Source organism: Virgibacillus sp. SK37 (genome assembly GCF_000725285.1).
In the GTDB taxonomy this organism is placed as follows: Bacteria; Bacillota; Bacilli; order Bacillales; family Amphibacillaceae; genus Virgibacillus_Q.
In genome coordinates this window covers 2,465,228-2,480,468 of record NZ_CP007161.1, presented here as the reverse complement: position 1 = coordinate 2,480,468, position 15,241 = coordinate 2,465,228, and the positions used below count along the sequence as shown (strand labels likewise).

Sequence of the window (15,241 nt, the reverse complement as noted above, 5' to 3'; positions counted from 1 at the left end):
CAACATTGATCGACAGCTTTTTATCATGTGTATGAACGTGTACAATAGACTTTTAACTTACTTGTCTTCATGGAAGTTAATTTAAAACATGCTAGTAGAGTGTTTTGGTTGAATTCGTGCTTTAGGATCAATATATTGTTTAGCATTATTGATGGCTGTAGGACCTTCACCAAAGCCCGTGGCAATTAGTTTTACCTTTCCTTCATACGTGCATATATCTCCTGCAGCATAAATTCCGGGAATATTTGTTTCCATCTTAGAATTTACGACGATGCTGTTTTTTTCTATTTCCAAACCCCAATTCTTAATAGGACCGAGTGTAGAAACAAAGCCGTAATTACATAAAACGGAATCTACTTCCAGTTCAACTTTGTTTTCTCCTTTTACTTCTTCCAAGACGATCCGATCAATCTTGTCACTTGTTTGGATATCTACTGGTACGTATGGAGTCAATACATCTACAGTGGATGACATCAGTTTCTCCACACTGTGTTCATGCGCTCTAAACTTATCTCGGCGATGGATCAGCGTGACCTTATTGGCAATTGGTTCAAGCATAAGCGCCCAATCTACCGCAGAGTCGCCACCACCTAATAAAGCTACATTTTGGCCTTTATATTGGTTCATATCCTTCACATGATAATGTAAGTTTATTCCTTCAAATTTGTCACATTCACCTACATTTAATCTACGAGGCTGAAATGCTCCGTTACCAGCAGTAATGATAATTGTCTTCGAATAATGGATTTCCTTTGTGTTGGAAATTAACTTAAAGGAGCCGTCCGACATTCTTTCAATTTCTTCTATGGATTGTTCAAGAATGATAGTAGGATTAAATAAGTTAGCTTGCTCCTCTAAATTATCAACTAACTCCTGAGCACGAACTTTTGGAAAACCTGCAATATCATATATATCCTTTTCAGGGTAAAGAGCAGTTAATTGCCCTCCGGTATGTGGTAAACTTTCAATGATTTTCACACTTGCTTGGCGCATACCACCATAGAAGGCAGTAAATAAACCTACAGGCCCTGCACCAATGATGGTGACATCAAATACTTCTTCAGACAAGGTTGTTACCCCCAATTCTATTAATTAAACTATAAACCATCCTACTCATAGTATCATAAAACAGGTTCTTTTGAATAATAATGCACTATATATTTTCTGTCAGCTTAACACGAAAGAAGTAATATGTGGAAACTAAAAACTTTGCTTGAAAAATACTACTAAAGAGGCTACTATTATCCTTGGTATTATATTACCATTTCATATCAAACAGATTACAATTTATTGTCATTAATGGTATATACAGTCATAGAAAACGAGAGTGAGGATATTATGAAAAAACCACATATAGTAATATTAGGTGCTGGTTATGGGGGAATAATGACAACAATTAAGCTTCAAAAATCCTTAAATGTGAATGAGGCGGAGGTTACGTTAGTTAATAAAAATGATTACCATTACCAAACGACCTGGCTCCATGAAAATGCTGCAGGTACATTGCATCATGATAGAACCAGAATTCCTATTAGAAATATTATTAATCAAAATAAAGTTAATTTTATCCAAGATAAAGTTATCATGATTAAACCTGATGAAAAGAAAGTCAAACTTAGCGAAGTAGAGTTAAATTACGATATATTGGTTATAGGTCTTGGATTCGAAGCAGCTACGTTTGGAATTACAGGTCTTGCAGAGAACGCTTTTTCGATAGGTAATATTAATAATGCCAGACTAATAAGAGAACATATTGAGTATAATTTTGCAAAATATAGCGAGCAGCAAGAAAAAAATCCTGCATTATTACATATTGTTATTGGTGGCGGAGGATTTACAGGAGTCGAATTTCTTGGAGAAATTGCAAACCGGATACCGGAACTTTGTAAAGAGTATGATATTGATAAAAACTTGGTTAGAATTATTAATATTGAAGGGTCGCCATCTGTTCTTCCGGGGTTTGATCCACAACTAGCAGAATATGCCATGAACTCTTTAGAAGCCAGAGGGGTAGAGTTTATAACAGGTGCATTGATCAAAGAATGCCATTCAGATAAGGTAGTTATTGAAAAAAACAATAAAACAATCCAGATACCTACTGCAACAACTATTTGGGCTGCTGGTGTCCGGGCGAATACAATTGTTGAAAAATCAGGATTTACTACTAACAAGGGTAAAATAGAAGTGCTTAGTGATATGCGAACCCCCGACTATAAAGATGTATTTGCAATTGGTGATTGTGCATTAATTATAAACCAAGAAACTGGAAGACCGTACCCACCTACCGCACAAATTGCTATTCAGCAATCAGATATCGTGGCACACAATATTAAGGCAACACTAAATAGTGAGGACTTAGAGTCTTTTGAACCAAGTATACTTGGAACAGTCGCTTCATTAGGACATAATGATGCTGTAGGAATTTTAAATAATAAATATAAATTCTATGGCTGGAAAGCTACCGTACTTAAAAAAATTATAGATAATCGCTATTTATTAAAGTTGGGCGGTTTTAGTTTGTTGATAAAGAAAGGAAAGTTTAACTTCTTTTATTAAGAAGTAAGCAAAGACAGACAACAGTCTTTGCTTTTTTTTGTATTTCATATAAAATGTAGTTGGATGAAGAACTTGGAAGTGAAGGGAGAAACTATTTTGATTCAGTTGGTAGTGTCGGTATTATTATACTTTGTTATATTTTTTGGAATTGCCTTTATTTTAAATATGTTATTACGGAAAACGTGGTTAATGGCATTTATCTATCCAATAATTGTAATTATGATCGTAGATGATATGGGTACAGCAGAATATATTAAACATCCTGGAGAAGCTTTTTCAGAAGCGGCATCTAGGTTAATGAACGTTACACCTGTGGATATAGTTATTTTATCTGCGGGTTTTGCGGGTACAATCGTTTCAGGAATAGTCATTAAAATATTAAGAAAAAGCGGATACCAAATGTTCTAGCATATCCTATGATTTTCCGACTGTTATTTATTCTTTTTTTTAAAAATCCTACTGGGCGTAGTCTTCCAGTGGGATTTTTTATTAGATTTAGACAGTCAAAAATCTAGCGATATACAAAGAATTTTGAATTATGTTGTATATTTTTTAGTTAATTGGTAATGCTTAGTTGGTAGAAAAGATTACTTGTCATCTGGTGAAATAAACAGCTTGCTTATCTTTAAGTCTGTATAAGCTATGGCTGTATGCACGGATGACAAATTAGGTTTACTACTAGAGAGGTGTTATTAATGAACGTAAAAAAAATGATGAAAAGAGCAGGCATGATGATGTTAGTCCTTATTGCATTTTTTGTTACAGTTACTACAATCTCAAATGTAAGTTTATCAGATATAGAGAAATGGGTTAAAAAACCTTCCATAACGTCTGCTGCTAAAGCATATTCACCGGCAAGCTACAAGCATATTGCTCTTAAAGAAAAAAAATTGAATTACCGCAAACAAGACAAACGATATATCTCAAGTGAACAAATTAGTGGGCCATCTTCCATAGAGGAGGCAGTAGACTTCTCGCAGTATCCGATGGCAACTGTAGTAGCTACAGGTTATACAGCAGGAGTAGAATCAACTGGAAAAACACCAGATCATCCAGAATATGGCATAACTTATTCAGGAGTACAAGTAAAAAGAGACTTATATTCTACAATTGCAGCTGATCTGAATGTATATCCAATTGGAACGGTTATGTATATACCTGGATACGGGTATGGAGTTGTCGCTGATAAAGGGAGCGCCATTAATGGAAATAAAATAGATTTATTTTATAATTCAGTGGAAGACGTATATTCTCAATGGGGGAAGAAGAAACTGGATGTCTACATTGTGAAAGAAGGCAACGGCTCACTAACAGAAGAAACATTAAACAAATTAAATGAAAATGAAGCATTACAAGTATTTAGACACCAGATTATTCAAGAATAAATGATTTTAAAATCCTAAAAAAACACACACATTATTTAAGCAAATAAAAATCCGAACTAATTCATTTTCTACTGAATTTCAGTTCGGATTTTTTGTGACGGATAATGGGGCATTTTTGCCAACTAACCACCAAGTTCGCTTTAAACAACCTCATTTAGTTTTGTACCAGGCTCTTATGCTAATAAAGTTGATATAGTAAGAAGGCGATAGCTACACCAGATAGGCCACCAAAAAAGACTTCAATTGGCTGATGGCCTAATAACTCTTTTAATTCCTGTCTTTTTTCATATTCTTTCTTACGATTCCAGTCCTTGGCTCCATCTACAAACAGTTGAAAATCTTTTATCAATTGATTCAATACGATTGCCTGTTCTCCAGCTTGCCTACGCACACCAGAAGCGTCAAACATGATAATAATGCTAAAAACACAAGAAACAGCAAACATGGTTGAAGAAACACCCTCCATAATTCCCACGCTTGTTGTTAAAGCAGCCACTGCAGCAGAATGGCTGCTAGGCATACCTCCAGTACTAAAGGCAAGACCAGGGCGAAATTCTTTTGTAACAACTAGTTTAATGGGAATTTTTACAACCTGTGCAAAGACAATAGCAGTTAATGCTGATAAGAGAGGGAAATTCATCAATACATCCATATTTGAGCATCCTTCCTTCCTAAAGGATTGTAGTTAGTTAATATTAACATACGAAAAGGCATATCGTATAACAATTATGCACCCAATAGCTATTTGGCATAAGAGGTTATAATATATATGCTGTGTTCAAACAATGATTCGCAAAAGGGATAAACTTCGAACTAACTTGTTCAAATAGCCATATCGGGAAAATAATTATGGTGAGTAAAACCTATATAGTAGTTCTTGAATAGATACGGTGAACTATCTCATTCTCCTGCTGATTAATCTCATCTGCGGCGAATATTTTTGCTCTGCAGCCGATAATTTTTCCGCTAGTTCATTCTACTCCTACTATGAATGTTCGAAATAGCGTTTGTACCCAACATTTACAATAGAACAGAAAAAAGAACAGCCTGTTTCTGGCTGTTCCTCTGGAATACCTTCTATTTTATTGCAGCTTCTAAAGCAATTTCCATCATTTCATTAAAAGTTGTTTGTCTTTCTTCAGCAGTAGTTTCTTCACCTGTTAAGATATGGTCTGAAACAGTAAGCACTGAAAGGGCTTGACGATCATACTTCGCTGCGAGTGTGTATAAGGCAGTTGTTTCCATTTCAACAGCAAGTACTTTGTAACTAGCCAATAATTCGTTGATCTCCTTAGCGTTATCCCGATAAAACGTATCGCTGGTAAATACATTACCTACACGCAAATTCATCCCTTTTTCTTGTCCAACATCATATGCTTTTTTTAGTAGATCGAAATCTGCAAGTGGGGCATAATCAATGTGATCGAAAATCATCTTATTTACTTGGGAGTCTGAAGTGGATCCTTGTGCCAGGATGACATCTCTAACTTTTACGTCCTTCTGAATAGCACCACAAGTTCCTACACGAATTAATTTCTTAACATCGTAACTTTGAATTAACTCATTTACATAAATGGAAATAGACGGAACTCCCATACCTGTACCTTGAACGGATACCCGTTCACCTTTATATGTCCCTGTAAATCCATACATTCCTCGTACGTCATTATATTTTGTTACATCTTCAAGAAACGTATCAGCAATATACTTAGCTCGTAATGGATCACCTGGCAATAATATTTTGTCGGCTATTTCTCCCTCTTTTGCTCCAATATGTACACTCATACTATATTCCTCCTCATAAACTATATGTACAATTAAATTATCACAATGCCTGGCCAAAAACAATTATTGTGAGTTTAACCAAACCTTTATATGTTTTTATTTCAAAATCACTATCATATAGTATATAATATAACTGGTTAAACTAATCAAATACACTAAATTGTACTAAGATGATTGGTACATAGTTAATAAACTGGAAGGATGATAAAGTATGAAAGAACAAACTTTTACAATTACAGCGGAAACTGGTGTACACGCTCGTCCAGCTACTTTACTAGTTAATAAAGCTGGCCAATTTGAGTCAGAAGTAGAAGCAACTTACAATGATAAAACAGTAAACCTTAAATCCATTATGGGAGTTATGTCTCTAGGAATTCCAAAAGGGGCAGAAGTTAAAATAACAGTAAATGGCAGTGACGAAGAAGACGCATTAAATGGTGTTGCTGAAGTGATAAAGGAACATTTAGGCGAATAGCAGTAACTAAAAGCTAGAGGAGGCCCTCTAGCTTTTAAAATTTTTTGGAAAAGATTGTTCAAACAGTTGAGCTACCTTGATCTTTTGTTTTTTGAACAAACACTTATAAGCATTTAATCAATAATATTTTTCTTTATAGTATTTGTCTTCTAATTCTGTTAAAGTGTGATAAGCTCTTTGATTGAATTCAGTATCCTTACTACATAGCTTTTCTTTATATATTTCCACAGCATCGCGTAAGGACTTATTGTATTCAGGAATAGCACCATCGTAAGGGTGAACTGCTGGTTTCTTAACATTCATTTTTTCATGTGGGGCTAATGCTTTACGTTCATGAAAAAACACCCCTTCTACCTCTCCAGGATGGTGAATATCTCCTTGCATGGGATGCTTGAGTACTGCGAGTACTTCAATAAGGTAGCGATTGCCCCGGTCTTCTTTGACCTTTCCTATGTAGGTACCAGAGTTATAATGTGCTTTTACATTGGCTCCAATTTCAACTTCTGCCATCGTAAAACCTCCTTTTATTCTATTTTGCCAAAAATGTCACAGATTAGCGAACATTTAGCTATGTCTGTATCGAATCAAATTATGATTTGTTATACTATGATAAAGGACGTGAGATTGATGATGCCATTTCTTTATTTTCCAGAAGATAAGTCGGAATATATTCCAGCAATTATTTCTTTAGCCATCTTCATGATTGCTGCTGGAGTTGTTATGTACTTAATCTATAAAAAATCAAAAAAAGATGAAAAATCATTTAATGAAAGATACAATGATCAACTAAATAGTAACTCTGACAAAGAAAAAAATCCCCTTTAAAAGGGGTTTTTTGTTTGTGAATATTAAATTTTCCTTTTCTCTGTTGAGTTGGAGAAATATGCATAATGAAGTGCTTATAATCCGCCGTAGATCGCTTATAGACTTGGATAGCACGTTTTTACGTAATGTGCTTTGCCGTTAATATGCCAAAAAATATATGCTGGTGTTGTTTCGTCTATATAATCTTTTTGTACGTTTATCCTTTTGTAAGTTGTAAATACTAACAGAAAGTAGATGAAAAGGAGTTCATTTTATGAGACTTTTTATCATAGTATTTATTTTACTCTTGGCCTCCTGTCAAAGTAATCCAGACAAAACAAGAGAAGTCGAAATGTATAATGCTGATGGCGACTTAGTCGGTAATGCAAAGATAAGCGAAAAACCGGATGGAGTAAGTATTAAATTAAAGTTAGAGGGTTTATCCCCTGGATTTCATGGTATCCATGTACATGAATATCCTTCTTGCAAGGGGCCTGATTTTAAGAGTGCTGGCAGTCACTTTAATCCCGAGGGAAAAGAGCATGGTTTAATGCATCCCGAAGGATCTCATTTAGGTGATTTACCAAATATTGAGGCGGACGCAGGAGGACTGGTTGATGCTGAATTGATGCTAGCTGGCGCTACTTTATCTGAAGGAAAGAAATCGATTTTAACCGGGGAAGGAACTTCGCTTGTTGTAGACGAAGGTAAAGATGATGGAGTAAGTCAACCTGCGGGTGATACAGGTCCCAGGATAATCTGTGGGGAAATTAAAACAAATCCGGACTCCAAAGATAACTCAGGATCACCAACAGATCCCACTCAACTTAATGAGAAGCAAGAAGAGTAATATACAGCCACCATGAACAATTCCATGGTGGCTAAGATTATTTGGATTGTATTGCCTTAATTAATCGGTTAACTCCTTCTTCTAATGTAGCTTTAGGGCAGGCGATGTTCATTCGCATAAACTGATTTCCTTCTACTCCATAGGAAGCTCCTGGGTTCAGACCAACTTTGGCTTCTGTGATCATAAATGCCTTTAATTCGTCTGTATTCATGTTCAAATCACTGCAATCAATCCATAGTAGGTAAGTACCTTCTGTTTGAACTACTTTCAATCCAGTTTTATGTTTATTTAACATTTCAACTACATAGTTTTTATTTCTCTCTAAAATCTCCAGTAATTCATCCAGCCATTGCTCTCCATGTAAATATGCTGCTTCCAAGGCTACATTTCCCATCGTGTTCAACATGCCAAGCCCTTGGTTGCTGAAGCATTTATCTATTTTTTCGCGCATTTCCTTATTTGCAGTAACAATATATGATGCTTGTAAACCTGCTAAGTTAAATGTTTTACTCGGCGCCATACAGGTGATGGTCCTGTCTGCTATCTTTTCTGATATAGAAGCAAATGGTATATGCTTATTTCCGGATAAAGTTAGATCCCCATGTATCTCGTCAGCAATGCAGATAACGTCATGTTTAATACAAAGATCTGCGATGCGTTCCAGCTCTTCTCGAGACCAAACTCTACCTACTGGATTATGTGGCGAACAGAGAATAAGTGCTTTTGCTCCTTGCTTCATTTTTTCTTCCAGGTCCTCAAAGTCAATGGTATAATAATTATTTTTATAACTAAGCGGGTTTTTAACTAGTTGCCTGTCATGACTATTTACAACGTTGAAAAAAGGAGTGTAGACAGGTGTCTGAATAATTACCTTGTCACCCGGGTTTGTAAGAGCCTGTATTGCCATATGTAAGCTTGTTACTACTCCTGGACTAAATGATAGCCATTCATCATTAATTGTCCAATTGTGGCGCTTATGTAACCAATTTACAATAGAATCTTTTACGTCTTGATCCACTGCTGTGTAACCAAAAACGCCGTGCTCTGCCCTGTTCGCTAGAGCATCTAATACTTGCTGTGGGGCTTTGAAATCCATATCTGCTACCCACATTGGTAACACTTCATCTGTGTTAAATACTGCCTTTCGCATATCCCATTTTACTGACCGAGTATTCAATCTGTCTTGAATCATATCAAATAAACTCATCATTTCACCTCATAACACTTTATTTTATTCTATTATAACAAAGATTATTGTTATCGAGTGATTGTAGAACTTGTCTCGTAATTTTATTTTAAGTATAAAAAAAAGCAAAGCGCTTAGCGCTTTGCCTACAGGGGGAATACGAGAAAGTCTTACAGTTATAGTTATACCCACCATAAAGATTATATAAACGTGAAAGGGTAAAATTTATTAAAATTCGTTTCTAATTCCTATTTATTTAAACGCTTTTCCAGTTCTTCTTTCTCTTGCTCATATCCTGCTTTTCCTAATAGAGCAAACATATTTACTTTGTATGCTTCTACACCTGGTTGATCAAATGGGTTTACACCAAGTAGATAACCACTGATCGCGCATGATTTTTCAAAGAAATACACAAGGTAACCAAATGTGTAGGCATCCAATGCAGGAATTTCCAGAACCAAGTTTGGTACATTGCCGTCTGTATGTGCTAATAATGTACCCTGAAATGCTTTATTATTTATTTCATGAATAGATTTTCCGGCGAGATAGTTTAAACCATCAAGATTGTCTTCATCTTCTTCTATGAATACTTCCTTATTAGATTTATTTACATGCAATACTGTTTCAAAAATATCCCTTCTGCCATCCTGTACATATTGACCTAGTGAGTGTAAATCAGTTGAAAAGTTTGCGGAAGAGGGGTAGATACCCTTTTGATCTTTTCCTTCACTTTCACCGAATAGCTGTTTCCACCACTCTGCAAAATACTGGAGTTGTGGCTCATAATTAATCAGCATTTCTATTGTCTTTCCTTTATTATAAAGAATGTTTCGAATGGCTGCATATTGATATGCAGGGTTGTTTGCAAGAGTTGGAGTAGCCAAGTCTTTCATTGCAGATTGAGCTCCGTTCATTATCTGATCAATTGATATACCGCCAACAGCAATTGGAAGCAATCCTACTGCGGTAAGAACGGAATAGCGACCGCCTACATCATCAGGGATAACAAAAGTCTCGAAGCCGGATTGATCAGCCAATGTCTTTAATGCACCTTTTTTCTTGTCGGTGGTAGCATAGATACGTTTACTTGCTTCTTCTTTTCCATATTTTTCTTCCAAATGTTTCTTAAAGATACGGAATGCAATCGCGGGCTCTGTAGTTGTCCCACTCTTGGATATGACATTAATAGAAACATCTTTTCCTTCTAGAATATCAAATAACTCTGAGATATAAGAAGAACTCATATGGTTACCAACAAAAATAATTTGGGGAGCGTTTCTCTGCTCCTTTGCTAAAAGGTTTTGAAAAGAGTGTGTTAGCATATCAAGAGCTGCTCTTGCCCCTAAGTAGGATCCACCAATTCCAATTACAAGTAATACATCTGAATCGTTTCTGATTTTCTCTGCACAGGCTTTAATTCGGGCAAACTCCTCTTGGTCATACGTTTCCGGTAAATCAACCCATCCTAGGAAATCATTACCTGCGCCTGTTTTTTCATGTAAATTATAATGTGCTTTTTCAACAAACTCAGTTAAATTATTTATTTCCTCTTCATTGAAAAAAGGTAAAGCATTTTCATATTTAAAAGAAATATGTGTCATTTATTAGCCTCCTGTTCTATACATGATTTGTATATAATGTAACTTTACCCAAGTAAATCATCGAAAGCAAGAAAGAAATAGTATATAATGAGATATTTTGCAGAAGCTACGATAGAGGAAAATTATAAAGGAGGTATATGTATGAATGGAATTCAACGCACCGCTTTAGCGCTTACTATTATTGGCGCAGTTAACTGGGGACTGATTGGCTTATTTCAATTTGATTTAGTTGCAGCACTGTTTGGAGGAGACCAGTCTGCTGGCTTTGCCCGGATTATTTATACATTGGTAGGGATTAGTGGTTTAGTCTTAATTCCGCTTCTTTTCAAAACAGATGAAGCTTTTGCTGATCAGCGTGCTCCTAAAGGTGTAGACGGTTAAAACAATAGAGGCAAACTCATCAGAATTGGAGTTTGCCTCTGTTTATAGCTATTGAGCTTTATTATTTCTTAAATGAGTCATTTTTAGACTGTTCAATCCATTCTTCCAATTTATCTTTAAGTGTATTGAAGCCCGCTGTTTCACTTTCCTGTTGGGTTTTTACTGATTGAGTTTTTTTAGGGTTAACGGGTTTTGCCGGTGCTTCCTCAGTAGCACGAATAGAGAGGGAGACTTTATTCTTTTCTTCATCGACATTAAGAACTTTTACCTTAACTTCATCTCCAATGGATAAATGTTCATTAATATCTTTTACAAACCCATGAGTTACTTCTGAGATATGAACTAATCCCTGCGTTTCTTCGTCTAATGCAACAAAAGCACCATATGGTTGAATTCCTGTCACTTTACCTTCTAAAATTTGACCTGTCTCAAATTTACTTGTCATGCTGAACAACTCCTAATATATTCGATTCTTTTTACACAATACAACATTTTAGCATAATTTTGATTGAGAAGCAAAGAATACTAAGAAAAGTAGAGGAAAGGAAGAGATAAATGATTCCTTTGGATTCACGAGTTGAGAACAGGATTTATCCCCTGTATGTATTGGAAGAGCTTCTCAAACCAGAGGGCTATGTGATTGCATCGAATTGGGATTATGATAACGGCCATTTTGATTTGAAAATCGACGATGAAGGAAAATATTATTATTTAAGAATTCCATTTTACGCTGTTGCTGGTTCATTGGATTACCCAGGAGTGACTGTTCGTGTAGAAAAGCCTTTTTTACTTGCTCATCAATATGAAAAAGGAATTGATGAAGATAGTAGGGGTGGTGCATTTCAGGGTGCATTTAACCAATTCCAGCCACCGATAGATGCTGATGCACATGTTCCAGACGATTATGTTGCAATAGGTAAACAACTTGTAGAGAAATTAGAGCAGTTAGTTATCCCAGAAGGTTAACGAAATAAGCAAATCTTCTTTTTGCAACAGGAAGTCTGGCGCTGGGTTCATCAAGTATTCGTTATTTCGAATGACACCAATTAAGATGTGTCGCTCGGCATTATAATCTAAAAGAACACTCTTAAACGTTTTCCCTATGTCAGTTTCCGACAATGGAATGTGGCAAAATTGCTGGCTTGCCAGTAAACGAATAATATCTTCAAATGGAGTTGCATTGTTGGCGTGATAAAGCTCATGATAAAACAGTGCACTCATAAAATCGTTTGATCTGATAATAGTATTTGCGCCCGCACGCAATGCATTTTCAATTTGGATTTTTGATAGTATTTCGGAAATAATGGGAATTTTTGGGTTATTTCCCCTTACAGTTACAATTGTCAAAATAGTAGAGTTATCGGCTTTCTTTTCATCATCAGAAAAGTCTGAGGATATTAATACACACTTGGCTGTAGTTATATTAGCCTTTCTAAGCGTATTATCCTCTGTTGGATTTCCGTGAAGAAAATGGACAGGATAATCCTTATAGTTTAGATAGTCCAATGTTTGGTCAATTAAAACTATTTCCTGGTAGGCATTCCTTTTTGTAATATGCTCGATAATTTGCCTTGTTCGTTCATTCCAACCTATTATAATTATGTGATTATTTCCCTTAAAAGCAATTTTACCGGTAGTTAAATCCTGTTCATGTCTAAGTGTTGATGCAGAAAATGACGTAATATAAAATGCGATTAATCCTCCGCCGGAAAGGATTAAAAGCATTGCAAGCAGTTTTCCTGGAACGCTCATGGGAACTAAATCGCCATATCCTACAGTCGCCCCAGTGACAATAGCCCACCATATACCATCAAATAAGGTGGGAAATTGAGCTGGCTCAATAATATGAATAACCAAGCCGAATAAAAATAAGAGAAAGAGAACACTCAAAAGGACCCTGATGAGTAAAGGAATTCGTAAATATAGTTGTCTGACTAATCGTATGCTCATATACAAACTCACCTTTTTATAAGAATAATAAAATCATACTTATTTCAGTATGGGCAATGTTTTGCCATACTTATACAACAAGGCTGTCACAAATAATGTGACAGCCTTGTTAAAAAGATAAGATTGTATAAATTTTTTACCCTTCAACTCTGGTTTGAACGTTCTAGTGTCAGTTTCGATGGGACGAGTAATCGTAGTCCCAGTCCAGGTACACAGGCGTTGCCAAAGGATTGGGCGATCTCACTCTGTCTTACTTACTTGCAAGGCGCTTTCGCTTTTATTTATTTAGTTCATCTTTTAAGCTAACATAAACGTCTTCCCAAAAATCAGTATTATCTCTAAATGATTTTGTAATGAAAAAAAGCATTTCTTTGAATTTTTCTTTAAAATCTTCTGCATCTTCCTGTGGTAGAGCTTCTTTGGAATGGTCCACAAACTGCTGGACTTTTTGTGCTCTTGGCCCCCATTTGGCTACTTCATTACCATCTGGATCAAGGAAAATGAAAATAGGAATTGAGCGTGATTTTCCATTCGTCAGATATTGATCCATTAGTTCGAGATTTTGGTCTCTTAACAACATACGAACATCCATGTTAGCTGCTTCCGATAATCGAAGTAGAATGGGGATGTTTAACATAGCGTCACCACACCAGTCTTCTGTGAGAACTATCACACGCAAATTCTTCTCTTTTAAGGTATCGAAAAAAGCTTGATCCCCGGGTAATTGAAATTTATCATATATGTGTAAAAGATTCTCTTTATGTGTTTGCATGGATTCAATATAGTCATCCGGTGAAATTCCCTTCATAAACCAATCATTTAGTTCCATAGACATTAGCTCCTTTTTAGTTAGTCTTGTGATAAAGTGTATCGATTATAGAAGTTTTCGTAAACAAAAGTGCTCTTGAGGATTATTTTTGCTATGATTAAAAAGAATTCATTTTGAGGAGGAATAGTTATGGTTAAAGCTAATCAGGATTTTTTATTGGATTTATTACATACAGCTTCACCTTCAAGTAATGAAGTTGCTATTCAAAAGAAGTGGATAAACTATGTAAAAACATTTGCTGATGAAATTCGTACAGATAATGCAGGCAATGCAATAGGTATTCTTAATCCGGATGCTGAGTTTAAAATCCTCTTAGCAGGGCATTGTGACGAGATCGCTCTTGTCATTAATCGTATTGATGAAGATGGTTTCTTATATTTTGATAAAATGGGAGGTATTAATCCTCAGGCAGCAGTTGGAATGAAAGTAACTGTAATGGGTGAAGATACAACGGTGACTGGTGTCATTGGTGTAAATGCCCAACATCATGGAGGAATAAAAAAGGATTTTGACTTAGAGGACTTGTTTATTGATTGCGGTTATAAAACGAAAGGGGAAGCAGAGGATCACATTCAGATTGGCGACTTGGCTGTTTACAAAACAGAACCGGAAATATTATCTGACCGGTACATTTCAGGTCGGGGATTGGATAATCGTACAGGGTCATTCATAGTTGCTGAAGTTTTGAAAAAACTTGCCGAGAGAGGTTGCACTGTAGGGGTTTATGCAGCAAGCACAGTAAATGAAGAAACGAATATGGGTGGTGCTTATTTTGCTGCAGCAGGAATTGAACCTACAATGGCAATTGCTTGTGATGTAACTTTTGCAACAGATTATCCAGGAGTTAACAAAAATAAACATGGCGATATTCGTTTGGAAAAAGGCCCTGTTTTTGCTAAAGGAGCACCAATTAACCGAAAGATTAATAAATTGTTGGAGCAAACTGCGAAGAAGTTACAAATGGCTGTTCAATACGAATTAACACCAAGAATGACTGGAACAGATGCAGATAAAATGCGATTAACCGGCAAAGGTGTACCTGTATCTCTTGTTTCACTGCCATTACGATATATGCATTCTCCAGTGGAAACAGCGAGTCTAAAGGATATTGATGAAGAGATTGAACTATTGGTTGAAATGATTGCAAACTTGACCGGCGAAGAAAATTTAAATCCATTGGAAGACTAATGTTAATAAAATCAGGACCAGCAGACGAATTGTTTGCTGGTTTTTTTAGGTGTAAGTGATAAAAAATGTATGTTTATCATGATCATACATGCTTAAGCTAATATATATTTGGAGAGGGAAATATTACCATGAATTTATTCGTCGATGTTAAAAATAAGTCTTAATGCTTGTTTATTATTACTGAAACTATACAAATAGTACTATTTTTACAAAAATAGTAAAATCTGTAAGGGTTTTATTTTGTTTTACTA

Annotated in this window: 18 protein-coding genes; 9 read left to right on the top strand and 9 right to left on the bottom strand. The window is 35.7% G+C overall.

The features are described 5' to 3' along the window. Nucleotides 1-81: 81 nt before the first annotated feature. The gene (locus tag X953_RS12720) at nt 82-1,068 is read right to left on the bottom strand and encodes an NAD(P)/FAD-dependent oxidoreductase (protein WP_040955921.1); all 987 of its coding nucleotides are present in this window, start codon (nt 1,066-1,068) and stop codon (nt 82-84) included. 270 nt (nt 1,069-1,338) lie between these two features. Here X953_RS12720 and X953_RS12715 point away from each other — a divergent pair, with 270 nt between their 5' ends. The 3 genes from X953_RS12715 to X953_RS12705 all read left to right on the top strand — a co-directional run bounded on the left by X953_RS12715 (nt 1,339) and on the right by X953_RS12705 (nt 3,941). Beyond that, complete coding sequence (locus tag X953_RS12715; protein WP_040955920.1) at nt 1,339-2,556, top strand: NAD(P)/FAD-dependent oxidoreductase; 1,218 nt, start codon at nt 1,339-1,341, stop codon at nt 2,554-2,556. Nucleotides 2,557-2,652: 96 nt separating this feature from the next. Further along, nucleotides 2,653-2,964 (top strand): YuiB family protein, encoded by a 312-nt coding sequence (locus X953_RS12710; protein ID WP_084715770.1) that lies wholly within the window; start codon nt 2,653-2,655, stop codon nt 2,962-2,964. A gap of 287 nt (nt 2,965-3,251) precedes the next feature. Then, the gene (locus X953_RS12705; RefSeq protein WP_040955918.1) at nt 3,252-3,941 is read left to right on the top strand and encodes a 3D domain-containing protein; all 690 of its coding nucleotides are present in this window, start codon (nt 3,252-3,254) and stop codon (nt 3,939-3,941) included. 178 nt (nt 3,942-4,119) lie between these two features. On the opposite strand, the gene X953_RS12700 is transcribed toward X953_RS12705, so the two are convergent. Beyond that, entirely contained in the window at nt 4,120-4,593 is a 474-nt protein-coding gene (locus X953_RS12700) for a divergent PAP2 family protein (RefSeq protein WP_040955917.1), read from the bottom strand. Between the two features lie 425 nt (nt 4,594-5,018). Next, nucleotides 5,019-5,726, bottom strand: a complete 708-nt coding sequence (deoD, locus tag X953_RS12695; protein ID WP_040955916.1) for a purine-nucleoside phosphorylase — start codon at nt 5,724-5,726, stop codon at nt 5,019-5,021. A gap of 211 nt (nt 5,727-5,937) precedes the next feature. On the opposite strand from deoD, the gene X953_RS12690 reads away from it, so the two are divergent. Further along, the gene (locus X953_RS12690) at nt 5,938-6,201 is read left to right on the top strand and encodes a phosphocarrier protein HPr (RefSeq protein ID WP_040955915.1); all 264 of its coding nucleotides are present in this window, start codon (nt 5,938-5,940) and stop codon (nt 6,199-6,201) included. Nucleotides 6,202-6,318: 117 nt separating this feature from the next. On the opposite strand, the gene X953_RS12685 is transcribed toward X953_RS12690, so the two are convergent. Further along, nucleotides 6,319-6,711 carry a kinase-associated lipoprotein B gene (locus X953_RS12685; protein WP_040955914.1) on the bottom strand — a complete coding sequence of 131 codons (393 nt, stop codon included), beginning with the start codon at nt 6,709-6,711 and terminating at the stop codon, nt 6,319-6,321. A 117-nt stretch (nt 6,712-6,828) separates the two neighbouring features. Between X953_RS12685 and X953_RS12680 the strand changes: the two genes are divergently transcribed. Both X953_RS12680 and X953_RS12675 read left to right on the top strand, forming a co-directional pair. Next, complete coding sequence (locus tag X953_RS12680; protein WP_040955913.1) at nt 6,829-7,026, top strand: hypothetical protein; 198 nt, start codon at nt 6,829-6,831, stop codon at nt 7,024-7,026. Nucleotides 7,027-7,279: 253 nt separating this feature from the next. Next, nucleotides 7,280-7,855, top strand: a complete 576-nt coding sequence (locus X953_RS12675) for a superoxide dismutase family protein (protein ID WP_040955912.1) — start codon at nt 7,280-7,282, stop codon at nt 7,853-7,855. 37 nt (nt 7,856-7,892) lie between these two features. Here X953_RS12675 and X953_RS12670 read toward each other — a convergent pair whose 3' ends face one another. Together X953_RS12670 and X953_RS12665 are read right to left on the bottom strand one after the other, a co-directional pair. After that, complete coding sequence (locus X953_RS12670; protein ID WP_040955911.1) at nt 7,893-9,062, bottom strand: MalY/PatB family protein; 1,170 nt, start codon at nt 9,060-9,062, stop codon at nt 7,893-7,895. 227 nt (nt 9,063-9,289) lie between these two features. Continuing rightward, nucleotides 9,290-10,642 carry a glucose-6-phosphate isomerase gene (locus tag X953_RS12665; protein ID WP_040955910.1) on the bottom strand — a complete coding sequence of 451 codons (1,353 nt, stop codon included), beginning with the start codon at nt 10,640-10,642 and terminating at the stop codon, nt 9,290-9,292. Between the two features lie 141 nt (nt 10,643-10,783). On the opposite strand from X953_RS12665, the gene X953_RS12660 reads away from it, so the two are divergent. Further along, nucleotides 10,784-11,023, top strand: a complete 240-nt coding sequence (locus X953_RS12660) for a DUF378 domain-containing protein (protein ID WP_040955909.1) — start codon at nt 10,784-10,786, stop codon at nt 11,021-11,023. Between the two features lie 61 nt (nt 11,024-11,084). Here the strand turns inward: X953_RS12660 and yugI are convergent, their stop codons facing one another. Continuing rightward, nucleotides 11,085-11,468 carry a S1 domain-containing post-transcriptional regulator GSP13 gene (gene yugI, locus X953_RS12655; RefSeq protein ID WP_040955908.1) on the bottom strand — a complete coding sequence of 128 codons (384 nt, stop codon included), beginning with the start codon at nt 11,466-11,468 and terminating at the stop codon, nt 11,085-11,087. A gap of 110 nt (nt 11,469-11,578) precedes the next feature. Between yugI and X953_RS12650 the strand changes: the two genes are divergently transcribed. After that, nucleotides 11,579-11,989 (top strand): YugN family protein, encoded by a 411-nt coding sequence (locus X953_RS12650; RefSeq protein WP_040955907.1) that lies wholly within the window; start codon nt 11,579-11,581, stop codon nt 11,987-11,989. Here the strand turns inward: X953_RS12650 and X953_RS12645 are convergent. Together X953_RS12645 and X953_RS12640 are read right to left on the bottom strand one after the other, a co-directional pair. Further along, a complete protein-coding gene (locus X953_RS12645) occupies nt 11,969-12,973 on the bottom strand; it encodes a TrkA family potassium uptake protein (protein ID WP_040955906.1) in 1,005 nt (334 codons plus the stop codon). The two genes, X953_RS12650 and X953_RS12645, sit on opposite strands and share 21 nt — an antisense overlap. 277 nt (nt 12,974-13,250) lie before the next feature. Further along, nucleotides 13,251-13,802: a thioredoxin family protein gene (locus tag X953_RS12640; protein WP_040955905.1), complete on the bottom strand. Its 552-nt coding sequence runs from the start codon at nt 13,800-13,802 to the stop codon at nt 13,251-13,253. Between the two features lie 129 nt (nt 13,803-13,931). Between X953_RS12640 and X953_RS12635 the strand changes: the two genes are divergently transcribed. After that, nucleotides 13,932-14,990 (top strand): M20/M25/M40 family metallo-hydrolase, encoded by a 1,059-nt coding sequence (locus X953_RS12635; protein WP_040955904.1) that lies wholly within the window; start codon nt 13,932-13,934, stop codon nt 14,988-14,990. Nucleotides 14,991-15,241 lie beyond the last annotated feature (251 nt).